General features: G+C 33.9%; 20 protein-coding genes. 10 read left to right on the forward strand and 10 right to left on the reverse strand.

Annotation, left to right across the window (positions count from 1 at the left end):
- Window positions 1-78: 78 nt before the first annotated feature.
- The 3 genes from AC2DZ0_RS01625 to AC2DZ0_RS01635 all read right to left on the reverse strand — a co-directional run bounded on the left by AC2DZ0_RS01625 (window position 79) and on the right by AC2DZ0_RS01635 (window position 2,978).
- Window positions 79-477: a DUF423 domain-containing protein gene (locus tag AC2DZ0_RS01625; RefSeq protein ID WP_484643261.1), complete on the reverse strand. Its 399-nt coding sequence runs from the start codon at window positions 475-477 to the stop codon at window positions 79-81.
- Between the two features lie 32 nt (window positions 478-509).
- Window positions 510-2,075 carry a protein adenylyltransferase SelO gene (locus AC2DZ0_RS01630; protein WP_484643263.1) on the reverse strand — a complete coding sequence of 522 codons (1,566 nt, stop codon included), beginning with the start codon at window positions 2,073-2,075 and terminating at the stop codon, window positions 510-512.
- 102 nt (window positions 2,076-2,177) lie between these two features.
- A complete protein-coding gene (locus AC2DZ0_RS01635) occupies window positions 2,178-2,978 on the reverse strand; it encodes a hypothetical protein (protein ID WP_484643264.1) in 801 nt (266 codons plus the stop codon).
- A gap of 238 nt (window positions 2,979-3,216) precedes the next feature.
- Here AC2DZ0_RS01635 and AC2DZ0_RS01640 point away from each other — a divergent pair, with 238 nt between their 5' ends.
- Complete coding sequence (locus AC2DZ0_RS01640; protein ID WP_484643265.1) at window positions 3,217-4,113, forward strand: DMT family transporter; 897 nt, start codon at window positions 3,217-3,219, stop codon at window positions 4,111-4,113.
- Here AC2DZ0_RS01640 and AC2DZ0_RS01645 read toward each other — a convergent pair whose 3' ends face one another.
- The 6 genes from AC2DZ0_RS01645 to porX all read right to left on the reverse strand — a co-directional run bounded on the left by AC2DZ0_RS01645 (window position 4,114) and on the right by porX (window position 10,652).
- Complete coding sequence (locus AC2DZ0_RS01645) at window positions 4,114-5,760, reverse strand: T9SS type A sorting domain-containing protein (protein WP_484643267.1); 1,647 nt, start codon at window positions 5,758-5,760, stop codon at window positions 4,114-4,116.
- Between the two features lie 164 nt (window positions 5,761-5,924).
- On the reverse strand, window positions 5,925-6,989 hold the full coding sequence (locus tag AC2DZ0_RS01650) for an aldose epimerase family protein (RefSeq protein ID WP_484643268.1): 1,065 nt from the start codon (window positions 6,987-6,989) through the stop codon (window positions 5,925-5,927).
- Entirely contained in the window at window positions 6,986-7,378 is a 393-nt protein-coding gene (locus tag AC2DZ0_RS01655) for a DUF4258 domain-containing protein (protein WP_484491290.1), read from the reverse strand. Before AC2DZ0_RS01655 ends, AC2DZ0_RS01650 begins: the two co-directional genes overlap by 4 nt.
- Before the next feature lie 62 nt (window positions 7,379-7,440).
- Window positions 7,441-8,640 (reverse strand): alanine dehydrogenase, encoded by a 1,200-nt coding sequence (locus AC2DZ0_RS01660; protein WP_484491291.1) that lies wholly within the window; start codon window positions 8,638-8,640, stop codon window positions 7,441-7,443.
- Between the two features lie 35 nt (window positions 8,641-8,675).
- Window positions 8,676-9,086, reverse strand: a complete 411-nt coding sequence (gene tsaE, locus AC2DZ0_RS01665) for a tRNA (adenosine(37)-N6)-threonylcarbamoyltransferase complex ATPase subunit type 1 TsaE (RefSeq protein WP_484643270.1) — start codon at window positions 9,084-9,086, stop codon at window positions 8,676-8,678.
- Between the two features lie 18 nt (window positions 9,087-9,104).
- The gene (gene porX, locus AC2DZ0_RS01670) at window positions 9,105-10,652 is read right to left on the reverse strand and encodes a T9SS response regulator signal transducer PorX (protein WP_484643272.1); all 1,548 of its coding nucleotides are present in this window, start codon (window positions 10,650-10,652) and stop codon (window positions 9,105-9,107) included.
- A 113-nt stretch (window positions 10,653-10,765) separates the two neighbouring features.
- On the opposite strand from porX, the gene AC2DZ0_RS01675 reads away from it, so the two are divergent.
- From AC2DZ0_RS01675 to bshA, 7 genes are all read left to right on the forward strand, one after another.
- On the forward strand, window positions 10,766-11,995 hold the full coding sequence (locus tag AC2DZ0_RS01675; RefSeq protein ID WP_484643273.1) for an HD domain-containing protein: 1,230 nt from the start codon (window positions 10,766-10,768) through the stop codon (window positions 11,993-11,995).
- 40 nt (window positions 11,996-12,035) lie between these two features.
- Complete coding sequence (gene lpxD / locus AC2DZ0_RS01680; protein ID WP_484491295.1) at window positions 12,036-13,070, forward strand: UDP-3-O-(3-hydroxymyristoyl)glucosamine N-acyltransferase; 1,035 nt, start codon at window positions 12,036-12,038, stop codon at window positions 13,068-13,070.
- Between the two features lies 1 nt (window position 13,071).
- A complete protein-coding gene (locus AC2DZ0_RS01685; protein ID WP_484643275.1) occupies window positions 13,072-14,463 on the forward strand; it encodes a bifunctional UDP-3-O-[3-hydroxymyristoyl] N-acetylglucosamine deacetylase/3-hydroxyacyl-ACP dehydratase in 1,392 nt (463 codons plus the stop codon).
- A gap of 1 nt (window position 14,464) precedes the next feature.
- The gene (gene lpxA / locus AC2DZ0_RS01690) at window positions 14,465-15,247 is read left to right on the forward strand and encodes an acyl-ACP--UDP-N-acetylglucosamine O-acyltransferase (protein WP_484491297.1); all 783 of its coding nucleotides are present in this window, start codon (window positions 14,465-14,467) and stop codon (window positions 15,245-15,247) included.
- 13 nt (window positions 15,248-15,260) lie between these two features.
- On the forward strand, window positions 15,261-15,827 hold the full coding sequence (gene efp, locus AC2DZ0_RS01695) for an elongation factor P (protein ID WP_484491298.1): 567 nt from the start codon (window positions 15,261-15,263) through the stop codon (window positions 15,825-15,827).
- Between the two features lie 100 nt (window positions 15,828-15,927).
- Window positions 15,928-16,851 carry a UDP-3-O-(3-hydroxymyristoyl)glucosamine N-acyltransferase gene (locus tag AC2DZ0_RS01700; RefSeq protein WP_484643276.1) on the forward strand — a complete coding sequence of 308 codons (924 nt, stop codon included), beginning with the start codon at window positions 15,928-15,930 and terminating at the stop codon, window positions 16,849-16,851.
- A gap of 68 nt (window positions 16,852-16,919) precedes the next feature.
- Window positions 16,920-18,056, forward strand: a complete 1,137-nt coding sequence (bshA, locus tag AC2DZ0_RS01705) for an N-acetyl-alpha-D-glucosaminyl L-malate synthase BshA (RefSeq protein WP_484643277.1) — start codon at window positions 16,920-16,922, stop codon at window positions 18,054-18,056.
- Here bshA and recQ read toward each other — a convergent pair whose 3' ends face one another.
- Window positions 18,057-20,177 (reverse strand): DNA helicase RecQ, encoded by a 2,121-nt coding sequence (recQ, locus tag AC2DZ0_RS01710; RefSeq protein WP_484643278.1) that lies wholly within the window; start codon window positions 20,175-20,177, stop codon window positions 18,057-18,059.
- Between the two features lie 218 nt (window positions 20,178-20,395).
- On the opposite strand from recQ, the gene AC2DZ0_RS01715 reads away from it, so the two are divergent.
- On the forward strand, window positions 20,396-21,052 hold the full coding sequence (locus AC2DZ0_RS01715; RefSeq protein WP_484643280.1) for a hypothetical protein: 657 nt from the start codon (window positions 20,396-20,398) through the stop codon (window positions 21,050-21,052).
- A 436-nt stretch (window positions 21,053-21,488) separates the two neighbouring features.
- Complete coding sequence (locus AC2DZ0_RS01720; RefSeq protein ID WP_484643281.1) at window positions 21,489-26,816, forward strand: glycosyl hydrolase; 5,328 nt, start codon at window positions 21,489-21,491, stop codon at window positions 26,814-26,816.

Here is a 26,816-nt window from a genome sequence, read left to right on the forward strand (position 1 = left end):
ATGTGTAAACTTGTTTTCAAAATACATATAAGGTAGGTTTTAGCACATATCTTGTATAAAACAAGAAAATGATTAAATTTAATCTAGTAATATAACAAAATTATTAAAAGAATTAACCAGAAGTAAAAACCATCCAATAACTAAAAAAAGCCCCCCCAAAGGAGTGATGGGACCTAGTAATTTAATCTTTTTGTTTTTGGCTGCGCTCAAGACCAATCCATATATACTGAATGAAAATAAAAAGGTTCCAATAATAAAACTATAGGAAATGTAATTTTCTATAGCGCTATTAAAACTAAATTGAGTTGAAATATATAATAATACAAGTGCGTGATACATTTGGTATTTTACACCTGTTTCAAAACTTTTAAGCAGATCTTCTGATAATACTTTTTTTAAAGCATGAGCTCCGAAAGCTCCAAAAACAACTGCAAACATTCCGTAAAAGCTTGCAAATAATAAGGTAATATGATTCATAATGGTGCTAATAATAGTTGTGATTAAATTATTTATGAGCTGCAGGATAGCATTGAGCATCCAACTTTATTTTTTGCCCAATCAGGTCGTTTAGAAAACCATTTTTCAAAATTTGGTTGTTCATCGTATGGTTTTTTCAGTAATTGATATAACTCATTAATTAAAGTGTAATCAGCATCATCTGCAGCATCAATTGCCAATTGAGCCATGTAATTTCTTAAAACATATTTAGGGTTTAAAAGATGCATCTTGGTTTTTCTGTCAAGATCACTTATTTTTTCTTGTTTTAATCTAAGAGTATAATTTTCAATCCATTGAATCCATTTAGATTTATGGGTTTTATTGACTTCAGATAGATCATAAAAAGCATCAGATATTTTTTTTAAGGCTAAATCAGGCGTGTCATTTTTTGATATATTACCAAGGTTTCTAAAAAATATAGTCATATCTGTTTCGGTCAAATGCAATGTGTTTTCAAGCTCAGTAATCAATTGATGGTCTGTATCCATCAGGTTTTCTAAACCAATTTTTGAGCACATCATGTGGTGGTATTTCTTCTCGAAATCTGATTTGTAATTTTCTAAAACAGATTCAAGTGGAACTGTTTCTTCAATAAGAGGATAAATAGCATTTGCTAATTTTAATAAATTCCATAAGCCCATATTGGCTTGGTTTCCGTACCTGTATCTTTTATTTTGACGATCTGTTGTGTTTGGAGTCCAGTTGTAGTCATAGCCTTCTAACCATCCGTAAGGACCATAATCTATAGTGAGACCAAGAATAGACATATTATCTGTATTCATTACTCCATGTACAAAACCAACTCGTTGCCAATGAATGATCATGTTTAGTGTTTTATCCGCAACCTCTTTAAAAAAATTAAGATACACAGCCTTAGAAGGTTTTCCTAAATGTGAATAAAAATGCTTGATAGTGTAGTCAAGTAGTGTTTTTAATGTGGAAATTTCCTCTCGTGCTGCGAAAATTTCAAAGTTTCCGAAACGAATAAAGGTTGGAGCAACTCTAGAAACTACGGCACCTTTTTCATAAGCCGGATTTCCGTTGTATAAAATATCTCTAAGTACTTTATCTCCGGTTAAGGACAAGCTTAAAGCGCGTGTTGTTGGAACGTTTAAATGAAACATAGCTTCACTACATAAGTATTCTCTAATGGAAGATCTTAAAACAGCTAGCCCATCTGCAGTTCTTGAATAGGGAGTTGGTCCAGCTCCTTTTAGCTGGATTGCCCAGGTTGCGTTTTTGTGTTTTATTTCACCTAAGTTGATTGCTCTACCATCCCCTAATTGACCTGCCCAATTTCCAAATTGGTGACCACCATAACACATGGCATAGGGCTGTGTTCCATTAATAATTTTGTTTCCTGTAAATACTTTAAGAAACTCATCTGACATAGCATCTTCTTGAGTTAGGCCTAAAAGTTCCTGAACTTCAGTTGCTGTATGTACGATTTTAGGTGCTTTCGTTTTTATAGGGTTCACAAAAGAAAAGCAAGCGTTTGAGACTTGTCTTCGTGAATTTTCTAAAATAGGATCCGATGGTAACTCTTTGTTAAAGGTGTCTCTTAGGTTCAGCTTCATGTATACAAAGTTACTATATTAGAAGTAATCGAGCAGTCTTTGTGTATCTTAAAATAAAAAAGAAGGTCCAATGACCTTCTTTTTTATAATAGGGGTAGAATTTTAGTTGATTTCAATAATGTCTGGCCTATAGGCTTCAGGCAGTTTTACTGCAGGATCATCATGTGTTTCAATGCTATAATTACGAACATCATTGTAAAAAAGAATATAATCTAAACTACATCCTTGCGCTCTTCCGGAAATGGTTAAGGTGTAAGTCTGTCCAGCAGAGAGATAGTAAATGGCTTTGTTTAGCTTTTTAACGCCGTCCACATGACCTTCCATTTTATGAGCGGAACCCCATTTTCTGACACCACGGCCCCAAAATTTATGGTTATGCTTTAAGGCATCAGTTGGAAATACACAGGAGGAAGTAAAAGTTCCAGTTAACTTTATCCATACATCATTTCTTTTATCTCCTTCTTCATGATCGTTTAGTGGTTGGTACATACGCATTACTATTCTGTATTTACCTGTCTTTGGACAAACAAAATTGTAGGTAAGTGGAGATTTAGCGGAGCCTCCATTGAGGTTGTTTCCTGTAAACTCTAGATAGCCATTGTTTACAGGTGGTACATTTCCGGCGTGATAAATTGGGTCTCCGGGCACACGTTTCACCCATAAACCTAAATCGGATTTTGTTATTTCTGGTTCAAAAACAATATAATCTTCACCATATTTCACACCATCTTTTGTGTATGGGTATTCGATAGTTTCTGGTTCTTCTTTAGGAGTTTCGTCTTCAATAGGATTGTCTTTTGGTGTTTCTTTTTTATCAGTATCTGAAATATCAGTATCGGAGTTAGAAGTACACGCTTGAATTGTCATGGCTATTAATAATAGCATTAGAAGTTTTGTTTTCATAGGTTCAGTTGTAGTAGTGTTTAGTTCGTTTAAAACTAGTTGTTTAATTCAAGTTGTTGTAGAACCATGGTTTTTAAGGTTAGAACATATGTTTCGGTTGACTCTGATATAATTGTTGTAGAATACTCACTTCTATTAGTATTCGTAAATGATAATAATGGATGAAGATCGATCTTGAACATCGTATAATGAATTTATTTTAAGGAATTGACTAATAAGAAAGAATCATATTTGTTTTATGGTAAAAATTAAGACAAATACTCTTGGTGTATTTTTAGCGATAATTGGGGTGGTGTTGTTTTCGGCAAAGGCAATTATGGTAAAATTAGCATATCAATATGAAATTGATTCTGTAAGTTTATTGTTACTTCGGATGTTGTTTTCGTTGCCCGTTTACATTATTATCGCTTGTGTCACTTTTCGAACGTCAAAAAATAACATTAAAAAAACAGATTATTTATGGTTGGTGTTTTTCGGATTTGTAGGGTATTATTTAGCTAGTTATTTTGATTTTGAAGGATTGCAATTTATAAAAGCAGGTTTAGAAAGAATAGTGTTATTTGTGTACCCTACTTTAGTGCTAATTATTTCTCGGGTGTTTTTGAAAACTAAAATTTCTAGAATTCAAATTTTTGCAATTTTTCTAACTTATATTGGTGTACTTACCGCTTTTTCTGGGGAACTCGATATGTCTAGTGAGAACTTGTTTTTAGGGGTTGGATTGATTTTTATGAGTGCGTTAACCTATGCCATGTATTTGGTTGGTAGTGGTTGGTTGATACCCAAGTTTGGAGTGGTACGTTTTACTTCCTATGCGATGATTGTTAGTACTGTTTGTGTTTTATTCCATTATCTTTTTACCCACGAAATTGATTTATTGGGGTATCCAAATGAAGTATATTATTTAGGAATTGGCATGGCTATTTTATCAACGATTATTCCTTCATTCATGGTTTCTAAGTCGATAGAACTAATTGGCAGTAATAATTTTTCAATTATAGCAAGTATTGGTCCAATTTCCACAATAATATTGGCATATATAATTCTGGGAGAAGAATTAACTTTGAGTCAAGTTTTAGGAACTGCAGTTGTTATTTTTGGGGTTTCACTTGTGTCTAAGAAAACAGAAAGATAATTAATTGATGATAAATTTTTTTGTAGAGCTTCCTTTTTCACTAGTAAGTTGAATATAATAAATTCCTTGGGTAAGGTTTTGAGTGTTTAGTTCTAGTAAATCAGAGTTTTTTTGTGAGGATAGAATACTGATACCTGTAGCGTTATAAATATTTATTTGACCTTTGCTTTCAGAACTAATTTGTATATAATCTTGAGCTGGATTAGGAATTATTTTAAAATCTATTTGTTCCCTTGTGGTGCTAATTGAAGCCGTGTTGTCATTTTCAAAAACAATATCATCAATATATAATAAGGCACTTGAGCTTGAAATATCCTGTCCTCTTAATCGAATAGATAGTCTATCTCCATCTGTTAAGTTAGTATCTGATGCCGTGGATCTATTGAATGTTTTAGAGATGTTTTGCCAAGACCCTTTTTGAACATCAGCCAAATCGATATAAATGGTTGTACTAGGGTTTTTAAGTTGGCAATAGATTCTATCAATTTCTGTATCCGGATCAATCCATATTTTCATCGATATTTTATTGCTTCCAGAAGGTAGATCTAGTGAACCAAATGGTGCATCAGCATAAGTGTTCGTAGCATAAGGAGTTGCTTTTTCAAACCGTAGTGAGATATCTCCACTTGCTGCTTTTTCGTCCTTTAATCTAAAACCAGAATTGGGATTTGTAGACCAGTTTCGGCTGCGACCTTGGTAATAAAAAGGACCTTCGAAGCCTAAAGAATAAAAATCGGGACCAATAATTTCTTTTTGCCAAATTCTAACATAATCAATTTTATATTCGGCATCAGGAGTTAAGTCGGCTAAGGTCGGCATACCATACCATGAAAACACTTCAGAATCAAGCCAAAGTTCTTGTGGATATTGATGTCTCCATTGGTCGTTGGCTTCTAGTTCAGCTCTTGTAGCGGTTCTTAATAATTCCCCTTCAAAATATATTTTTATATAGTCTTCATCCCATTCAAAACCATAAACAAAATAGTCGCTTGCAACTCTCACATCAAGTGTAGATTCTACTTTGTAATTTGTATGATCATCAGCGGCATCAGGATCCCAGCTTATCATATTGGTACGGTATTTTCTTTCTAATTCTTCTGGTCTATTTTCTGGATTTCCAATAGGTCTTTTACCATAATTCTCAGTCATGTCAATTTCAGAGTGGTAGCCGGTTGTCCAGAATGAAGAGGTGACAGGTGCATCGGCTGCAATACATCTTATCTCCATGTACCCATACTTAAAAAAGCGTTCACTTATAATGGCAGCTTGTGTAATTGGTTGGCTTTTGTTCTCTCCTCCATACGGAATATCTCCTAAAGATTCATTTGCAAATTCAAAATTTGGATCCCATTTAGAGTATAGTATTAATTCGTCGTTGACAACTGATACATTATAGGCTGCAAATTGAGCTGGAGCACGTCCTTTCCATTTATTTCTATAGTCATCGTTTTCTCCAAGAATCCACCATTTGTCCTTGTCTAATGTGTTTCCATCAAATTCATCACTTAAAGCTTCATTTAAAATCCAACCGTCAATGTTTGTTGGATCAGATGCTGGATAGACTTGCCCATATAATAGATTGACAAAATTAGATAATAATACAAAAATTGTAAACTTTACCTGGCCTTTTGTGGATGTATATTTCATTGTTTTCTTTTAGTATCAAATAGGGTTAAAATCAAAACAGGTAAAAAGTAACTGATCTGAATTACAAAGTAACTTATTGTGATTCAATTTTTCAGTAACGTTTTTACCTGTTTGTCTGACTATTTTAACCCATTGCTAGAAAGCAATCAAATAATGGATGGCTTTTATTTTTGGATTCCGAATTGATAACTACAAAAAGAATAATACTCTTCTCCCGGGTTTAATAAGGTTGTAGGGTATTCTGATGTATTTGGGGTGTTAGGGAAATGTTGTGTTTCAATACAAAAGGCATCTTGGTTAAGGTACGTTTTGTTTTGTTTTCCTGTTCCACATCCTGTTACCCAATTACCTGTATAGAATTGAGCTCCTGGCTCGTTGGTATAAACGGTCAATGTTCTTTTTGAGATCGGATCAATTGCGAATGCAGCAATTTCTTTTTTATCTTGATTTGCGAAAACAAAGGTGTGGTCATATCCATGTGCCATTTCTAATTGTTTATTAGAATCGTTGATGTTTTGACCTATTGGTTTCAAAGTTCTAAAATCAAAAGGAGTGTTTTCTACATTTTCAGGATTACCCAGTGGAATGGCAGTTTCATCTGTAGGTAAATAACTGTTTGCATTTAACTGTAACAAGTGATTTTTTATAGTTCCAGAACCAGCACCATTTAGATTAAAGTACGAGTGATTCGTAAGGTTCACATGAGTTGCTTGGTCTGTTGTAGCTTTGTATTCAATTTCCAATGCATTGTTATCTGTTAGACTATATAAAACAGTAACTTTTAAATTACCTGGGTATCCTTCCTCTCCATCTTTAGAAATATAACTCAATTCTAGTTGAGATTCATTTAGTAATACAGCATCCCAAACTACATGCGAAAAACCTTTTAAACCACCGTGTAAATGGTTTGGACCATTGTTAATAGCTCCATTAAATTCTTTCCCGTTCAATTCAAATCTTCCTTCAGCGATTCTGTTTCCGTATCTTCCAATAAGTGCTCCTAAATAAACTTCACTAGGAGGTGTTATATAAGTTTCTAAATTATCATAGCCTAAAACGACATCTTCAAAGTTGCCATTAGCATCGGGAGCCCAAAGAGAAACTACTCTTCCTCCGAAATTGGTGATTTGAGAAGTGAGACCGTTATTGTTAGCCAAGGTAAAAAGTTGCACATTTTTACCATCAATGATTTTTTCAAAATTGTTTGGGTTCACTAAGTTGAGGCTCATTTTTTTATTTTTTTTTTAATAAAGATTTCTTCAAAGGTAGCAGATGAATCACATCTTTTAACCAACAGAGAAACTTCCATGTCTTTTAGCTCTCCATTGATTTTGTAGGTTTGACATGGTTTTTTCGTATCAGTATCACTTTCGGAAAAGTCTACATCACTTTGCGTTAATAGATACTCCATTTGAATAGAGTCTAAATTATATTGAGTGTAGGCTTTTTTTGCTTGATCAGAAAAAAAACGTTTTTCTTTAACACGAATACTTTTTAAGGTCCTTGCATCAGGTCCATATGGAAATTGTATGTTCTTTTTTTTTGCTAAAAATAGTACAGCAATAACACCTAGCGTTAGTCCGAAAAAGAAATATATGAAGCGATTAGCTATGTTCATAAGATGATTTTAAGGCGCAAAAATACCATTATAAAGCGAAAAACATAAAGAAAAACAGATATTTATAAGATTAACAGATTGATATCATTATAAGGTAAGTTGAACCATTCTCCAACGGCTTTATTCGTTAGAATTCCATGGTAGTAATACATTCCACTTCTTAGCGTTCTTTCTTTTCTAAATGCTTGTTCAAAACCTCCTTCATTGGCAATATGTATTAAAAAAGGTGTTAGAATATTACTTATCGATACAGTTGCTGTTCGAGCATACCTGGAAGGAATATTAGGGACACAATAATGTACAACATCATGTTTGTTAAATGTTGGATGACTATGTGTTGTTACTTCTGAGGTTTCAATGCAACCACCACGATCAATACTAACATCAACGATAACGGATCCTGGTTTCATTAATTGAACCATAGCATCTGTTATTACAATCGGGGCTCTAGATTTACCTCTAATAGCTCCAATTAGAACGTCACATCGCATCAATGCTTTTTGTAAAGTTCGAGGTTGCAGGGTAGAAGTGTAAATTGGTTGGTTTAGACTTTTTTGCAGGCATCTTAGTTTGGAGATGGAATTGTCAAAAACTTTCACTGAAGCGCCGAGTCCAATGGCTGATTTTGCAGCAAATTCTCCTACGGTACCAGCTCCAATAATAACTACTTCTGCCGGAGGAACTCCTCCGATGTTTCCAAGCAGTAATCCGTTCCCTTTGTTTTGAGTACTCATTAACTCTGCCGCAATAAGGATAGAGGCAGTTCCAGCAATTTCACTAAGTGATTGAACTACTGGATACATTCCTTCATGATCTTTAATGAAGTCAAAGGCAATAGCAGTAATTCTTTTGATGGCTAAGGCTTCAAAATATTTTTTTTCCTGCGTTTTTAATTGGAGTGCAGAAACTAAAATAGTCTGCGGTTTGATCATTTCTATTTCCTTAAGTGTAGGAGGTTCAATTTTTAAAATAATATTACAACCAAACACTTCCTTAGGGTTATAAGCGATTTTGGCTCCAGCTTCAGAATAATTTTGATCTGTAAAATTTGCTCCTTCACCAGCACCTGTTTCTACTACGATTCTATGACCACATTGAGTCATTGCCGCCACTGCATCAGGGGTCAGACAAATTCTTTTTTCTTCAAAATAGGTTTCTTTGGGAAGTCCAATAAAAAGTTCTCCTTTTTGTTTTTGAGTTTCAAGTTTTTCTTCTTGCGGCATTAATTCTTCTTTGCTGAATGGGGAAAAATGTTGACTCATATTTATTTGGTACGTAGGTTAGCAGTTTTTTTGCGTTAATTTTCTATACTTATCGTTCTAGAATTGTCATCATTTTTGGTGATGCGTAGCTTAACACTTTCTAAAGGTAATAAATTTTCTAGTACAGAAGGCCATTCAATAAAACACCAAGCGTCATTATATAAATATTCTTCTAGGCCAATGTCATATGCTTCTTCTTCATGATTAATTCTATAGAAGTCAAAATGGTATAGTTTTTCTTTGCTATTTGTAACGTATTCATTTACTAGTGAAAATGTAGGGGAACTTGCCTCTTCTTCAACACCTAGTTGTTTTGCTAGTTCCTTGATCAATGTTGTTTTGCCCATTCCCATTTCACCATAAAATAAAAATGTTTTATGTTTTGCATTTTTAAGGATTTCTTGTACTGTGTCCTTTAAGTTTTCTAGGGTGTATTCTAATTCCATGATGATTTTAATAGAAAATTATTTTGGTTCAAAGATAGCACATGGAATGATCATTTCCTCTAAAGAAATTCCTCCATGTTGGTAGGTGTTTTTATAATATTTCACAAAATGATTGTAATTATTTGGATACGCAAAAAACAGATCTTCTTTTGCAAATATAAACGAGCTATTCATATGTTGTGTTGGTAGAAAAATATCTTTTGGGTTTTGGACAGCATAAACATCTTTGTCTTCATAGGTTAAACTTCTACCCGTTTTATACCTAAGATTGGAACTGATGCTTTTAGTTCCGATTACTTTTGTTGGTGTTTTACTATTGATAGTCCCATGATCTGTGGTAATTATTAACTGCATACCCGCTTTTTTTGCTTTTTGAATTGTGTTAAAAATAGGACTGTTTTTAAACCAACTTAGTGTGAGAGATCTATATGCTTTTTCATCACCAGTAAGCTCTTTTATGACATCTAGTTCTGTTCTAGAATGTGATAACATATCCACAAAATTATACACGATCACAGAAAGATCAGTCGCCTTTAAACTATTGAAATTGGCATCTAATTCTTTGGCGCCTTTTAAAGTTGTTATTTTGTTGTAGTCAAATGTAAGCTCTGGTTTTAATCTTTTGATCTGAGCAGCTAGAAAATCTTTTTCGTGCAAGTTTTTACCACCTTCATCCTCATCATTTTTCCAAAATTCAGGATATTGCTTTTCCATATCTAATGGAGTCATTCCTGAGAAAAAAGCATTTCGTGCGTATTGCGTTGCTGTGGGTAGGATGCTAAAATAAGGAGTTTCTTTTGTTTTTTTATAGAACGGACTGATATGCGTTTCAATAGATTTCCATTGATCGTATCTAAGGTTGTCAATGACAATTAGCAAAGTTCCATTTTTATTGGTCATTTCAGGAAGTATTTCCTCTTTAAAAAGTGTATGAGAAAAAGCTGGCCTGTTATTTTCTGTTAAAAGATCCTGATAGTTTTTTTTAATAAACTTAAAAAACAAGCTATTAGCTTCCTGTTTCTGGCTTTCTAAAATACTTAGCATTCCTGAATCACTAATGTTTTCTAATTCTAGCTCCCAATGCAGCAGTTTTTGATACAGTTCAATCCATTCTTCATAAGAGTTAACCATTGCTAAATCCATTGAGATTTTTCTAAACTCCTGTTGGTAATTTGAAGTTGTTTTTTGAGAAATCAATCGAGAGTGATCTAAGTTTTTCTTTAAACTTAATAATATTTGACTAGGGTTAACTGGTTTGATAAGGTAATCTGCAATTTTAGAGCCTATAGCATCTTCCATGATATACTCCTCCTCACTCTTTGTAATCATGATTACCGGCAGATTTGATTTTGAGTTTTTGATTTCTGTCAATGTTTCAATACCTGTCAATCCAGGCATGTTTTCATCTAAGAAAACAATATCATAATTGTTTTCAGCGATTAAATCAATGGCATCTGCTCCATTTGTACATTTTGAAACCTCATAGTTTTTACCTTCTAGAAATAAAATATGAGGTTTTAATAATTCAATTTCGTCATCAACCCAAAGAATATGTATGTTTTTCATTTTTTGCCTTTCGTGTTATTTAAAGCAATCATTTGCAATAGAGCTAATAATTGAATATTTGGTTACTGTTTATTAAAGAATGTTATATTTGTTACAATCAAAAAAACAAAATTTTGAGCGCCAAACAAACAAATAAATTAAAAATATTAAACGACCCAATTTACGGATTTATTGCTATTCCGAATGCATTAATTTTTGATTTAATAGAACACTCTTATTTTCAGCGATTAAGACGGATTTCTCAAATGGGACTTTCTTATTTGGTATACCCTGGAGCACATCATACGAGATTTCATCACGCAATTGGATGTATGCATTTGATGCAGAGTGCCGTTCAAACGTTGAGGTCTAAAGGTGTAGAAATATCTGATGAGGAGGCAACAGCTCTTTATATTGCTATTTTATTACATGATATTGGGCATGGTCCATTTTCACATGCACTAGAACATAGTATCGTTACAGGAATTAGTCATGAAGAAATTTCTTTATTTTATATGAAGGAATTAAATAAAGAATTTGAAGGGCAATTAAGTTTAGCTATTCAAGTATTTGAAGGGAAATATCCAAGAAAATTCATGCATCAATTGATTTCTAGTCAATTAGATATGGATCGATTAGATTACTTGAAACGAGATAGCTTTTACAGTGGGGTTGCTGAAGGAAATATAAATTCTGAACGTCTGATCGCCATGTTATATGTAGTGGATGATGAATTGGTACTGGAAGAAAAAGGAATTTATTCTGCTGAAAAATTTATTGTAGGTAGACGGTTAATGTATTGGCAAGTATACCTACATAAAACAGGTGTAGTTGCAGAAAAAATGCTTGTCAATTTACTGAGGAGAGCGAATGAATTATCGAAAAAAGGAAATTCCTTAAGCGGAAGTAAGGCATTTAGTTTCTTTTTAGAAAATCAAATATCGGAGAATAATTTTGATTTTGACGTACTAAAAACCTTTGCCAAATTAGATGATTATGATATTCTTTCAGCCATAAAAGATTGGATCAGTCATGAGGATAAAGTATTATCAAGCTTATCTAAAATGATTATTAATAGAAGCCTGCTGAAAATTGAATTGAAAAATGAACCGATTGATGAAGACTATTTCAATTCGGTATTTCAATCGAAACAAAAGGAATTAGGATTGTCAGAGGAAGAGTTGAGTTATTTTGTTTTTACAGATTGTGTTCAAAATCAAGCGTATGACTCTTTGAAAAGTAAAATAAATATTTATTTCAAAAAGGGAGACATAAAGGATATTACTGAGGCATCAGATCAATTAAATATTCAAGCCTTGACCAAACCTGTGGTCAAATACTTCATATGTTATCCAAAGAAATAGGATTGGCAGAAACCATATTAATTTTATACTTTTGCAAGCAATGAAATTTACAGCAACGCAAATAGCAGAGTTATTAGAAGGCGATATTGTGGGAGATCCCAATGTTGAGGTTTCTAAACTCGCAAAAATAGAAGAAGGGACAGAGGGAGCTTTGACCTTTTTATCTAATGAAAAGTATACCTCTTATATATATACAACAAACGCCTCTTTGGCAATTGTAAATAAGAGTTTTGAGCCAACAAAAGAAATTTCGGCAACTTTAATAAAAGTAGATGATGCCTATGCGGCTTTTACCAAACTGCTTACTTTTTATAACGAAGTAAAACAGAATAAATCAGGTAAAGAAGAACCACATTTTGTAAGTGATTCAGCTGAGATAGGAATTAATATTTATTTAGGTGCTTTTGCCTATATAGGAAACAATGTAAAAATAGGAGATGACGTAAAAATTTATCCTCACTGTTACATTGGTGACAATGTTACAATTGAAAGTGGTACTACTTTATTCAGTGGTGTAAAAGTCTACTCAGATTGTAAAATAGGTAATAATTGTAAAATTCATTCAGGTGCTATTATTGGTGCTGATGGTTTTGGGTTTGCTCCAGATGAACATAAAGTATACACGGCTATTCCTCAAATTGGGAATGTAGTTATAGAAGATAATGTAGATATTGGTGCTAATACAACAATTGATAGAGCTACATTGGGATCTACAATTATTAGAAAAGGTGTGAAATTGGATAATTTAATTCAAGTAGCCCACAACTGTGAAATTGATGAGAATACCGTTATCGCGGCGCAAACTGGAATTTCAGGTTCTACTAAAATTGGTAAGAGAACAATGATTGGTGGTCAAGCAGCCTTTGCTGGACATATAAAGATTGGAGATGATGTAGTTGTTTCAGGATTTTCTGGGGTGCGCAAGAATGTAAAAGATAAGGACATTGTTATTGGTTTTCCTGCGTACAATATTCAGAAATGGAATAAGTCATCTGCTATTGTTAGGAACCTACCATCATATGTCGAGAAAATAAACGAATTAGAAAAAGAAATTAAAGCATTAAAAGAAAAATAGAATGCAACGCAACCAACAAACTATAGAAAAAGAAATTACTCTTAAGGGTATTGGATTACATACAGGAAAAGAGGTAACGTTAACTTTTAAACCTGCACCTGAAAATCATGGGTATGCTTTTGTTAGGGTTGACTTAGAAGGGCAACCTAGTATTGAGCCGAAAGCTGAATATGTTACGGATACACAAAGAGGTACTAATTTAGAGAAAAATGGAGTAAGTATAAATACTTCTGAGCATGTTTTGGCGGCAGCTGTAGGATTGGGAGTTACTAATTTAATTATCGAATTAGATGCGTCTGAGCCACCAATTATGGATGGTTCTTCTAAGTTTTTTGTGCAAGCAATTGAAGAAGCGGGTATTGTATCACAAGAAGCTGTTGTTGATGAATACATAGTAAAAGAAATTATCAGTTACCGTGATGAGGAGTCTGGTAGTGAGATAATGATTGTTCCTTCTGAGGAGTACCAAGTAACTACAATGGTTGATTTTGGGACTCAAATTTTAGGTACTCAGAATGCTTCTTTAGAGAAGATGAGTAACTTTAAGTCGGAAATTGCAAATGCACGTACTTTTAGTTTTCTACATGAATTAGAGATGTTATTGGATAACAACTTGATTAAAGGTGGAGATTTGAATAATGCTATTGTCTATGTTGATAAAGAAATTTCAGACAATACCATGACAAAATTGAAAAAAGCATTCAATAAAGATGCTATTTCAGTTACGGCAAATGGTGTTTTAGATAATTTAACCTTGCATTGGGCAAATGAAGCAGCAAAGCATAAATTGTTAGATGTAATTGGTGATTTAGCTTTGGTAGGAACACCTATAAGAGGGAAAGTAATAGCCAACAAGCCAGGGCATTCAATCAATACTAAATTTGCAAAAAAATTAGCAAACATTATAAAAAAAGAGAAAAGAAATAAGGTGCCTCAATACGATTTGAATACACCTCCTTTGATGGATATTCATAGAATTATGGAGATTCTTCCTCATAGACCTCCTTTTTTATTGATAGATAAAATATTGGAGTTGACGGATACTTATGTAGTGGGTTCTAAGAATGTTTCAATGAATGAACCATTTTTTGTAGGACATTTTCCAGATGCACCCGTAATGCCAGGAGTATTGCAAATTGAAGCAATGGCACAATGTGGTGGTGTTTTAGTATTAAGTACGGTACCAGATCCAGAGAATTATCTTACGTTCTTTATGAAAATGGATAATGTTAAATTTAAACAAAAAGTATTACCAGGTGATACCTTGATTTTTAAAGCCGAATTAATGTCTCCTATTAGAAGAGGTATTTGTCATATGCAAGCTTTTGGATATGCAAATAATAAAGTAGTAGTAGAAGCTGAATTAATGGCACAAATCGCAAAAAAACAATAATATGAATCAACCGTTAGCATATATTCATCCTCAAGCAAAAATTGCTAGAAACGTGGTAATTGAACCCTTTTCTACAATTCATAATAATGTTACTATTGGTTCAGGAACTTGGATTGGTTCTAATGTTACCATTATGGAGGGGGCTGTAATTGGTGAGAATTGTAAAATTTTTCCTGGAGCAGTTATTTCTGCAATGCCTCAAGACTTGAAGTATAATGGGGAAGAAACAAAAACAATTATTGGTGATAATGTAACCATAAGAGAATGTGTTACAATCAACAGAGGAACTTCTGACAGATTGAAAACTGTGATTGGTAACAACTGTTTGATCATGGCTTATTGTCACGTTGCACATGATTGTATTGTGGGTAATGATTGTATTTTTTCAAATGGAAGTACTTTAGCTGGGCATGCTAATATTGGAAACAGTGTAATTTTAGCAGGAATGACAGCAATTCATCAGTTTTGTTCTATTGGAGATCATGCTTTTGTAACGGGAGGATCTTTGGTAAGAAAAGATGTACCACCATTTGTGAAGGCAGCAAGAGAACCTTTATCGTACGTTGGTATTAATTCTGTGGGACTAAGACGTAGAGGGTTTACAACTGAGAAAATTAGAGAAATTCAGAATATATACAGAATTTTATTTCAAAGTAAATACAACAACAGCCAAGCGATAAGAATTATTGAGGCTGAAATGGAAGTATCAAACGAGAGAGATGAAATCATAAGGTTCATACAAACTTCACAAAGAGGTATTATGAAAGGATATTTTAATAGTTAAAAGAAAACATATAATGGCATCAACATCAGATATTAAAAATGGATTGTGTATCAAGTATAACAGTGATACCTATAAAATAATTGAGTTCCAACATGTAAAACCAGGAAAAGGACCTGCTTTTGTAAGAACAAAATTAAAAAGTTTAACAACAGGGAAAGTAATTGATAATACCTTCTCTGCAGGTCATAAGATTGAAGAGGTAAGAGTTGAAACTAGAAAGTATCAATATTTATATGCAGAAGGGGATATGTACAACTTTATGAATACAATTGATTACAATCAAATTACTTTGGAAAAAGCGATTTTAGATTCTCCAGGATTGATGAAAGAAGGAGAGGTTGTAACCGTAGTTGTAAGAGCAGAAGATGAATTACCATTAGCTGTAGATATGCCAGCAAATGTAATCTTAGAAGTAACGTATACTGAACCTGGAGTAAAAGGGAATACGGCTACGAATGCTACAAAACCTGCTACTGTTGAAACAGGAGCAACAATTAATGTACCTTTATTTATCAATGAAGGAGACAAGATTAAAATTGAAACGACGAAAGGTACTTACCAAGAGCGTATCAAGGAGTAATTATATCGTTTAGAAATTACAATAAAACCATCATAAAGGAATCTTACGGTTAACTAATTCTAGTTGAGTAAGGTTCCTTTTTCTTTTAAAAGTAAACAAGATGAAATTCAAAGAACAACAAGAATTGAAAGATATTGCTACAATATTAAATTGTAAATACGTTGGACCTGATTCCTTTCCTGTTTTGGGAATGAATGAAATTCATGTTGTCACGCCAGGAGATATCGTTTTTGTAGATCATCCGAAATATTATGATAAAGCTTTAGAATCAGCAGCGACTATTGTTTTGATTAATAAAGAGGTAGCTTGTCCAGAAGGAAAAGCACTCTTAATTTCTGAGGATCCTTTTCGAGATTTTAATACATTAACGAAACATTTTAACCCATTTATAGCCAGTACAGCAAGTATTAGCGAATCTTCTGTAATTGGAGAGAATACTGTTATTCAGCCAAATGTGTTTATAGGAAATAATGTAATTATTGGAAAGAATTGCTTGATTCATCCGAATGTAGCTATATATGATAATTGTATTCTTGGTGATAATGTAACCATACATAGTGGTACAGTATTAGGTGGAGATGCTTTTTATTACAAGAAAAGAGAAACAGGTTTTGATAAATTAATATCAGGAGGAAGGGTTGTTTTAGAGGATAATGTTGATTTGGGGGCACTCTGTACTTTAGATAGAGGTGTGACTGGTGATACCTTGGTAAAAGAAGGCACAAAAATTGATAATCAAGTTCATATTGGTCACGATACCGTGATAGGGAAACGATGTTTGATCGCTTCTCAAACAGGTATAGCAGGATGTGTGATTGTAGAAGATGAGGTTACTTTATGGGGGCAAGTTGGTGTTACTTCCGGAATTACCATTGGAGAAAAGGCGGTTGTATTGGCACAAACAGGTGTTTCTAAAGGATTAGAAGGAGGGAAAACTTATTTTGGGTCTCCTGTATCTGAAGCAAGAGAAAAATTAAAAGAAATTGCTGGTATAAGAAAAATACTGAAAGATACTGATATTTAATTGTTACCTTTTTGTAAGTAATGTTTGATGTATCGAACAAATAGAACAAATTATAGAAAATAAGATTCATGAAGATCGGAATTGTGTGTTATCCTACTTTTGGTGGGAGTGGTGTAGTAGCGACTGAATTAGGAATGGCTTTGGCTCATAAGAACCATGAAGTACATTTTATTACTTACAATCAGCCGGTTCGCTTGGATTTTATTTCTAGTGGTTTGCATTTTCATCAAGTGCAGATTAAAGAATACCCTCTTTTTGAATACCAGCCCTACGAGTTGGCATTATCTGCCAAAATGGTAGAAATTGTTTCAAAATTTGATTTAGAAATATTGCATGTGCATTATGCTATTCCACATGCTTATGCTGCGTTTATGGCGAAGCAGATGCTAAAGGAACAAGGCATAGACATAAAAGTAGTAACAACCTTACACGGGACTGATATTACTTTGGTTGGGAGCCATCCAAGTTATAAAAAATCAGTAGAATTTAGTATCAATAGTTCTGATGCGGTAACAACCGTTTCTAACAGTTTAAAAAATCAAACGTTAGACTTGTTTGATATTAAAAAGAAAATACATGTCATTTATAATTTTATTGAATTAGAGAAATACCCAGATATTCTTCATGAGGAATGTCAAAGAAATTCAATAGCCGAAGAAAATGAAAGAATACTTACTCATATAAGTAATTTTAGACCGGTTAAAAGAACTTCTGATGTTGTCGAGATTTTTTATAAAGTTCAAAAAGAAGTACCCTCTAAATTATTATTGGTGGGAGATGGACCAGATTTGCATTCGGCAAGATTGAAAGCCAAAGAATTAGGAATTTATGACAATGTATTAATATTGGGGAATAGTGTGGAATTGGAAAAAATTCTGTGTTATACTGATTTGTTTTTACTTCCTTCCGAAACAGAAAGTTTTGGATTGGCAGCGCTAGAAGCAATGGCTGCAAAAAGTCCTGTTATTTCAAGTAATTCCGGTGGGTTGCCAGAGGTTAATGTGGATGGGGTGACCGGTTATTTAAGCGATGTAGGAGATGTAGATAGTATGGCTAAAAATGCGATTCATATCCTTAGTGACTCTGAGCGTTTAAAGAAGTTTAAAAATAATGCTTGGTTACATTCTAGGAAATTTGCGATTGATGAAATATTGCCTTCATACGAAAAAATATATGCAGATTTGGATGCGGAAAGAGATAAGTAACTAGTGGTCTCTTTCTAAAATAGCAAGTCCGAATTTTATGGTGTTGTAAGAAAGTTCTTCTTTAAAATATTCGTAATATGTCTTTAAACTTTTGGAGTTTTTAAGGTCAATTTTGGCGTTTTCTAAAAGTTCTAATTCTTTGCTATTTACAAATTCATTTAAATCTATATCGTGATTTTCTTGATATAATTTGATAAAATGTGTTTGAATAGTCATTAAATTAAGTTTTCTTTCTTTTGAAATTTCGTCAGCGGAAAACCCTTTTTTATATAGTTTTAAAGTTTCCAAAAGTGTATCTCCCTTGTTTTTTTTTACTTTCTTTTTTGTAATTGTTTTTTCTTTTTGAAAAGCTATAATTTCTTTGATAAAATCAAATCCAAAATCTTCAAACTTTTTTCGTCCGACACCATCAATGGCTAGGAAGTCCTCATCGGTCATCGGTCTTTCTTTTTCCATTTGTTTCAATGCCGCATCATTAAATACTAAATAGGCTGGAATTTCATGTTCTTGAGCTATTTTCAATCGTAACAAGCGTAATCTTTCAAACAAATCAGTAGTAGATTTTTTGGTTTTACCAGCTTTAGCAAGCTCCTTTTTAGTCAATGGAACAGGTAGCACTTTTGTTAATCTAACTTTTTCTCCTTCAAATAGGACGTTCTTTGCAAGTGAACTAAATTTTAAAGCATTGTTTTGATGAAACGCAATTTCACAATACCCGTGGTTAATTAACTGTATGATGTACTGCTGAACATCTCTCCAGGGTACATCTTTGGCAATTCCATAGGTTTTTAAATTTTGATACCCTTTATCATAAATGACTGCATTTTGAGAACCTCTTAAAAAATCAACTAGTGTTCCGATTGGTTCACTTTCCTTAAGTCTGAAAACACCAGAGAGTATTTTTTGAGCTATGACAGTTCCATCGAAAAATTCAGGTGGGTTTTTGCAGACATCACAGTTGCCACAGTCTTTTTCAATGAATTCACCAAAATAACTTAATAAAATCTTTCGTCTGCAGCTCAGCGCCTCTGTATATTGCTGCATTCTTTCTAATTTAGAAAGTTGTACTTCTTTATTTCCTGAGTTTTGGGCAAACTTTTGAAGTTGAATAACATCAGCGTAGCTATAAAACAAAATGGTTTCTGAGTTAACACCATCCCTACCAGCTCTACCAATTTCTTGATAATACCCTTCCATGTTTTTGGGTAAATTATAATGAATTACCCAGCGTACATTAGATTTGTCAATTCCCATTCCAAAAGCAATGGTAGCACAAATTATTTGACTTTTGTCGTAAATGAAATCTTCTTGAATTTGTGCTCTTTCCTCATGTGGTAATCCAGCGTGATAGGCTTTCGCTTTGAAGCCGTTTTTAGACAACCTAGCAGCAACTTGTTCAGTAGCCTTTCGACTTAAACAATATATGATTCCAGAGGTGTTAGGTCGTTCTTTTATGAATTTTACAATTTGAATTATTCTATCCTGTGCACTTCTAACTTCAAGGGAAATATTTGGTCTGTCAAAAGATGCAATATGTCGCTCGGCACGAGGAAGTCCTAATTGATTAAGGATATCTTCTCTTGTGGCTTTATCAGCGGTAGCTGTAAGTGCCACTATAGGAGTTTGAGGGAGTCTTTTCTTTAAAAAACCTAGCTGCGTATAAGCAGGTCTAAAGTCATGCCCCCAAGATGAAATGCAATGCGCCTCGTCAATTGCGATTAAGCTAATTTTGATTTCTTGCACTACCATTTCAAAAAAGGCCAAACTTTCTGGAGCTAGGTATAATAATTTAATGGCTCCTTTTTTAAGTTTGTTAATGATAATTTGATTTTCTTCTTCAGTTTGAGAACTGTTTAAAAATGCAGAGGGGATTCCGTTGGCATTTAACCCATCCACCTGATCTTTCATTAAAGCGATTAAGGGAGATATCACTAATGTTACACCTTCTAAGATAAGGGCAGGTAGCTGAAAACAAACAGATTTACCACCACCAGTTGGCATTATGACAAGATTATCGTTACCATCTAGAATGGATGTAATTATTTTTTCTTGATGAGGTCTGAAGTTTTCATAACCAAAATATTCTTTTAAAGTACTGTGTAATAATTCTTTTTGAGACATCGAAAAAATAAACTTTTATAAGCCAACAAATATAGTTTTTTCGTCCCTATTCTTAATTTTTTAGTTGCATAATTAAAAAATAATTTTGACTGTTTTTAGCTGTTAAATCTTTTGTATCTTACTTTGAAATAAAGAAAACGTTGCTTGATAGAAAAATAATATTCTTATTGGGAGTTCTGTTTGTTAACCATTCGTTATGTTCTCAGGAGTGGAAAAATTTGAAAGCCTATAACCGTGAGATGGGGTCAACTTTGTTAAGAAATGGATGTTGGTTAAAAGAAGATAGAAAAAAAAATACAGAACGTTGGAAGAAGGCTAACTCTTTTAATCTTCAAGACTCATTAGGATTTAAAAAATATAAAAGTGTTTCTGAAATAAGAGATTTTTACATATGGTTTGATGGGGTTCGGAGAAAAAAAGGCGATGAAATAGAGTGGGTTGGTTATGCTGCAATTGCATCCAAACAGTTGTCAAAAATTGATATTGATATTATTCGATTTTTGGTAGTTAGAAATAAAGAAATTGTTGCATTTATTAAGGCTGGGTCCTTTAGGGTTCTTGAATTTTCGTTTCCATTACTTAAAGAAGTATATAATAGTCCGATTCGAATTCAAAATGATCAGGCGCTTCAATGGGATGTCGATTATGGGAGAATTGAGCAATGTGAAATCATAGAACCTCTGTATCATGAACTATCTCCTAAAGCCATAAAAAAGTTAAATAGAATGGCTGGAGGGAAAGGTATTTATGCTTTTGGTGTCCCAAAAGAAATTCGTTTTGAAGGGACTATTGAAAACTGTGAGAACAGAGTTGAACATATCGAATTGAAAATAAAGCCATTTTACAAAAGCAATTCAACAAGTCAAAGTCCATAGGAACAAAGTATTTTTTGGATTGAATAGTTATAAAATGTAAAAGGAATTTAGATCAGCCTTACCTCTTTTTAAAAACTATACTGTTTATAAAATGTGTACTTAGTTTAAAAATTTAATTTTGATAATACATGTACAGTTTTAATAATTTGATTAACATTTGTTTGTTTTATTCTTGTTGAAGTATATTAAGGAGGTGTTTTGTAATTGAATAAACCATACATTGACTATACATTTAAGTTTTATCCTGAGTTATTTTTATACGCTATTGCGTTTTTACTCCTTTAAATACCATTGTTTACTGGAGTTTTTAAGATGTTTTAGAGTCGTAGGATTTCTTTCTATAATGTAAGGTTTGTGTAGTGTCGTAATTATAGCTGCTGGTTGCAGCTTTTATTAATTTTGGTTACAACCAAATAAATTAAACCAAAACGTAATTATGAAGTATTCTCAATTAAAGTACACAGGTTTCATCTTGTTACTATTTATAAGCTATACTCAAGGTATTTTAACCGCGCAAACTGTAGGAGTCGGTAGTGGTAGCTATACCAAAACTTTTCCTGGAGTAGATGAGGCGGGAAGAAATGGATATCCAAGTGGTGCTCCACAATTAAGTGGTGAAGCTTTAGGAAAACCAGTGCCTACAAATGACTGGTGGTCAAGTGTGGTAAAGGAAGATCATGCCTCAAACTTATTTACCTATCCTATGACCTTGAAAACTACTGATGCTGGACTCGTGGTGACTTATATTCCATGGGGGGTTATTGGTGATTCTGCTCCAATAACTATTGGTCTTACTAATTTAAATACTTCTAAGACTACAGTTTCAGATTATTCTGACTGGACTGTTACTTTAGATTGGACGGATGGTTCAAGAAATATGAAAACCACTGCAGGTATCGCAATGCCTTTTTTGTATTTTGAAAAAGATGCTAGCTCTGAAGTTAGAATTCAGGTGGTTTCAGGTACGACAACGGTTTCAAATGAAATGCTATTAGTTGAAAATGCTAGTCATGGAGCAGACTTTGTTATATATGCACCTGTAGGAAGTCAATGGACTGTTTCAGGAAACGTATATACTTCTACACTAAATGGAAAAAATTATTGGTCCGCAGCAATGCTACCTCAAAACGCAACAAATCTTTCGACTATAGCGAATGAATATAAAAAATATGCCTACGTATTTCCTGTAAATACTGAAGTCAATTGGGATTATAATCCTTCAGAGGGTACGGTGGTAACCGATTTTAGTGTTGCTACAGAAGTGAAAGAAGGAACGGATACAAACATGTTGTTAGGTTTGTTACCTCATCAATGGAATAATTTAGCCGTCGGGTCAAACACACCAGAAGAGCATAGTTATGAATCGGTTAGAGGAGAAGTCAAGTCTATGAGTGGTAACAGTTTTACAGTATCTAACGATTACAGTGGAATTCTACCTACGTTACCATATTTATCTAATTATAGTGATAGTTTTAGTCCTTCTGAATTGTCTGAGAAGATTAGTCAACTAGAGAATGATGGGTTGGCTACTTGGACAGATTCTTATAATGAAGGTCAAGTAATGAATCGATTGATTCAAACCGCAAGGATTGCGGATCAAACGGGTGATATAGAGGCGCGTGATAAAATGATTGCAACCGTAAAAGAAAGGTTAGAAGATTGGTTGAACTATCAATCTGGAGAAGTAGCGTTTCTGTTTTATTATAATGAAACGTGGTCTGCAATGCTGGGATATCCTGCAGGTCATGGTCAAGATTCAAATATTAATGATCATCATTTCCATTGGGGGTATTTTATTCATGCTGCTGCATTTATGGAGCAATTTGAACCAGGATGGGCAAATGAATGGGGTGAGTTCATAAATATTTTGGTGAGAGATGCCGCAAGTGCAGATAGAAATGATGATAAATTTCCTTTTTTAAGGAATTTCAGTCCTTATGCAGGACATTGTTGGGCCAATGGTTTTGCCTCTTTTCCACAAGGAAACGATCAAGAATCAACCTCAGAGAGCATGCAATTTAATTCTTCATTAATTCACTGGGGAACCATCACTGGTAATGATGAAATTAGAGACTTGGGTGTTTATTTGTATACCACAGAACAAACTGCTATTGAAGAGTATTGGTTTGATATGGAAGAACGTAATTTTAAAGACGATCAATTGTACGGATTGGTTTCTAGGGTTTGGGGTAACTCATATGACAATGGAACTTTTTGGACTTCAGATATTACCGCATCCTATGGAATAGAGTTGTATCCGATGCATGGAGGATCTTTGTATTTAGGTCAAAATCAAGATTACTTACAGAAAATTTGGGATGAACTTCAAGCGAATACAGGTATTTTAAGTACTAATGATACAAATCCAAATTTATGGCACGATACCATATGGAAATATCTATCGTTTTTAGATCCAGAGAGAGCAATTGAACTGTACGATTCTTATCCAGATAGAGTAATGAAGTTCGGCGTTTCAGATGCACAAACTTATCATTGGATTCATAGCATGAATGCTATGGGGCAGTTGAAAAATGAAATAAAAGCAAATTATCCAATCGCAGCTGTTTTTGAAAAAAATGGTGATAAAACATATGTTGCTCACAATTATTCCAATCAAGAGTTAGTGGTTTCGTTTTCTGATGGATTTCAGTTGACGGTGGCTCCAAATTCTATGGGAACGAACAAAGATGTCCAAATTACAGGTACCCTTGCTTCAAGCTTTGATAGTGCTTATGCAAATGGAAGTGTTGCATTAACGGTTGAAGTAGGGGCAGGAAATGTTTCTAAAGTTGAGTTTTACGATAATGGTAAATTGATCGGCGAAGATGCTACTGCACCTTATGATATAGAGGCTACAAATTTGAGTTTAGGGAAACATGGAATGTACTCTAAAATTTATGATGGAGCCAATTTTAATGTATCGAATACTGTTGAAGTAATTGTAGGAGAGCAGCAACCATATAGCGGTACCCCATTTTCGATTCCAGGTAGTTTTGAAGCAGGACATTATGATAGTTTTGAAGGTGGAAATGCAAGTGGCATCTCTTATGTTGATGTTTCTACTGTAAATGAAGGGGATTTTAGATTGGATGAAGCGGTAGATGTGGCATCTGTGAATGGAGAAGGAGCCACGATAGGTTGGATTTCATCAGGAGAGTGGGTTGAGTATACAATAGATGTTGAAAGTTCAGGATTTTATGATTTAAGTTTGAGATATGCATCAGGTAATGCCAACGGTGGTGGTCCATTCCATTTAGAGGTGAACGGAACAAAAATCAGTTCTGATATTAATTTGAATTCGACAAGTAATAGCAATTGGTCTACTTTTACTAGTAAAACGGTAAATGCCATTCCGCTATATAAAGGTAAACAAGTACTGAGGTTGAATTTTGACCAGGGAGAATTTAATCTTGGGAAGCTGACATTCTCAAGAACGGGCGATTTAAATTATGCTGCTCCTTATGCAAATGCAGGTGAAAATGTGGTGGTGGTATCTCCTGCTAGTACAATTTCTTTAGATGGCTCTGCTAGTAGTCCTGTTTCAGAGGGAGCAAGTTATTTGTGGGAACAAATATATGGACCAACAGTAGTAGGTTTCTCTGATCAAACTAATATGTCTCCTAACATTAACAATTTAGTTGATGGAGTATATAAATTCAGGTTAAAGGTAAATAAAGGAGTGAATGCAGCAACTAGTGAAGTGTTGGTGATTGTTTCTGCAACCGGGAATACCAACCCAACCGTAACAATTACATCACCAGAAGCGGGAACTACCTTTAAACAAGGACAAAACATAGAAATTAATACGTTGGCTAATGATCTAGAAGGTGAGGTTGTTAAAGTTGAATTTTATGATGGCGAATTAAAATTAGGTGAGGATTTAACAGCTCCATTCGAGTTCGTTTTTCAAGAGGCTAATGTTGGGAGTCATACGATTACGGCCAAAGCGTTTGATCAAGATGGTTTGGAAGGTGTTTCAGAAGCAGTGGTTATAGCTGTTGAAGCTGTTAAATTTTGTGAAGAAACTTCCTCCGAAAGTCAACAAGGTAGTTTTTCAGTAGGTTATAAGGCAACATTCGAATCAGTAGGGGAAACCGTAACAATTTTCTTCGAGTTGTTAGATTCAGACAAGCTAGGAGCTGCTGCTTATCTATGGAAAGAAAGTCCGTTTGAAGAATCAGAAATGGATTATTTAGGGGATGGAGTTTATTCTAAAACAATAGCAGGAGTGAGCAATGGTGAAACCATTAGTTATGCATGTAAGTTTGCCTTTAATGGAGGACAGGCAGTAACAAAATATCTTAGCTATGTGGTAGGTACTGATTGTAGTGGAAATGGTGGCAATGATACAACGGCTCCAACTAACTTTACCGCTAGCTCAGCAAGTGTTACTGGAAGTTCAGTGGTTTTAGATGCATTTGCAAATGATGATTCTGGTGTAGTTGTGTATACAATAAACTACGGAAATAAAGAAGTTGTTGTATCTGCTGAGTCTGGTAAAACAGAGGCGATTACGATCACGGCGTTGAATCCTAATACAGCCTATACTTTTAATGTTTCTGCTGCTGATTTGGCTGGAAATATAGCATCCAATGCTCCCATTGTTGTTTCAGCCACCACATCTGTAGATACAAATACAGATTGTGAAGGACAGAAATCAGGTGCAATTGAAGGAAGTTTTGGTGTTGGGTATAATTATACATTTGAGACCATTGGAAACGATGTTAAGATAACATTTGAATTGTTAGATGATAAAGATGGTGTGATAGCATTTTTATGGCAAAAAAGTCCTTTTATTGAAACTCAAATGGATTTGGTTTCTGGAAAAAAATTCTCCAAAACGATTAGCAATGTAAGTACTGGAACAGTTTTGAATTATGCATGTAAGTTTGCTTTTGCAGGAGGTTTAGCGGTAACGGATTATTTAACGTATGAAGTTGGTCAAGATTGTGAAGATACTGGAGGTGGTTTAGATAGTGATGGTGATGGTGTGGTTGATATTAGCGATTTATGTCCTGGTACTCCAGAAAACACAATGGTAGATGCCAATGGTTGTCCTACTGATTATGAAATTCCATCAAATAATTTTACGATTAAAACTATCGGAGAAGGTTGTGTAGGTAAAGGAAATGGAGTGATTGAAATATCTGCAAATGAAAACTTTAATTATAAAGCTAGTTTGAATTCAGTTCAATACGATTTTGAAGATAATAAATTAATGCTTGAAGGTTTGGATCCTGGTGATTATGAAATTTGTATTGAAGCCATTGGAATGAATCATACTCAGTGTTTTAATGTAGCAATTGAAGCTGGTGTTTCTGTGGCAGCAAAAAGCGTTACTTCAAATAAATATACGACCATTACGATGCAAAAAGGAACAGCACCTTATCAAGTGTATGTAAACGATGCTATAATTTTGAAAACAGATTTAACCACTTTTACTATTCCAGCGGGTCAAGGGGATATTGTATCTGTGAAAACTGACGCTGATTGTGAAGGAGAATATAAGGAAAAAATTAATTTATACGCTGATATTAAGACCTATCCAAATCCAGTGAAGGCGGACCTATTTATCTATACACCAAACCTTGAGGATCAGGTGCAATTAAATATCTATACAGCCTATGGAGCACTTATGTTTTCAGAGAAAGTTTCTGTGGAAAATCAACGTATCTCATTAAAAGTAGATCATTTATCTAAAGGTGTGTACTATGTGCAGTTGGAATTAGATGAAACGGTTCAATTAAAAATTATTAAAGAATAA

Source organism: Flavicella sp. IMCC45668 (assembly GCF_057219105.1).

Coding starts and splice junctions, on each gene's coding strand:
- AC2DZ0_RS01625 (WP_484643261.1), bottom strand. CDS start 477: ATGAATCATATTACCTTATTATTTGCAAGCTTTTACGGAATGTTTGCA.
- AC2DZ0_RS01630 (WP_484643263.1), bottom strand. CDS start 2,075: ATGAAGCTGAACCTAAGAGACACCTTTAACAAAGAGTTACCATCGGAT.
- AC2DZ0_RS01635 (WP_484643264.1), bottom strand. CDS start 2,978: ATGAAAACAAAACTTCTAATGCTATTATTAATAGCCATGACAATTCAA.
- AC2DZ0_RS01640 (WP_484643265.1), top strand. CDS start 3,217: ATGGTAAAAATTAAGACAAATACTCTTGGTGTATTTTTAGCGATAATT.
- AC2DZ0_RS01645 (WP_484643267.1), bottom strand. CDS start 5,760: ATGAAATATACATCCACAAAAGGCCAGGTAAAGTTTACAATTTTTGTA.
- AC2DZ0_RS01650 (WP_484643268.1), bottom strand. CDS start 6,989: ATGAGCCTCAACTTAGTGAACCCAAACAATTTTGAAAAAATCATTGAT.
- AC2DZ0_RS01655 (WP_484491290.1), bottom strand. CDS start 7,378: ATGAACATAGCTAATCGCTTCATATATTTCTTTTTCGGACTAACGCTA.
- AC2DZ0_RS01660 (WP_484491291.1), bottom strand. CDS start 8,640: ATGAGTCAACATTTTTCCCCATTCAGCAAAGAAGAATTAATGCCGCAA.
- tsaE (WP_484643270.1), bottom strand. CDS start 9,086: ATGGAATTAGAATACACCCTAGAAAACTTAAAGGACACAGTACAAGAA.
- porX (WP_484643272.1), bottom strand. CDS start 10,652: ATGAAAAACATACATATTCTTTGGGTTGATGACGAAATTGAATTATTA.
- lpxD (WP_484491295.1), top strand. CDS start 12,036: ATGAAATTTACAGCAACGCAAATAGCAGAGTTATTAGAAGGCGATATT.
- AC2DZ0_RS01685 (WP_484643275.1), top strand. CDS start 13,072: ATGCAACGCAACCAACAAACTATAGAAAAAGAAATTACTCTTAAGGGT.
- lpxA (WP_484491297.1), top strand. CDS start 14,465: ATGAATCAACCGTTAGCATATATTCATCCTCAAGCAAAAATTGCTAGA.
- efp (WP_484491298.1), top strand. CDS start 15,261: ATGGCATCAACATCAGATATTAAAAATGGATTGTGTATCAAGTATAAC.
- AC2DZ0_RS01700 (WP_484643276.1), top strand. CDS start 15,928: ATGAAATTCAAAGAACAACAAGAATTGAAAGATATTGCTACAATATTA.
- bshA (WP_484643277.1), top strand. CDS start 16,920: ATGAAGATCGGAATTGTGTGTTATCCTACTTTTGGTGGGAGTGGTGTA.
- recQ (WP_484643278.1), bottom strand. CDS start 20,177: ATGTCTCAAAAAGAATTATTACACAGTACTTTAAAAGAATATTTTGGT.
- AC2DZ0_RS01720 (WP_484643281.1), top strand. CDS start 21,489: ATGAAGTATTCTCAATTAAAGTACACAGGTTTCATCTTGTTACTATTT.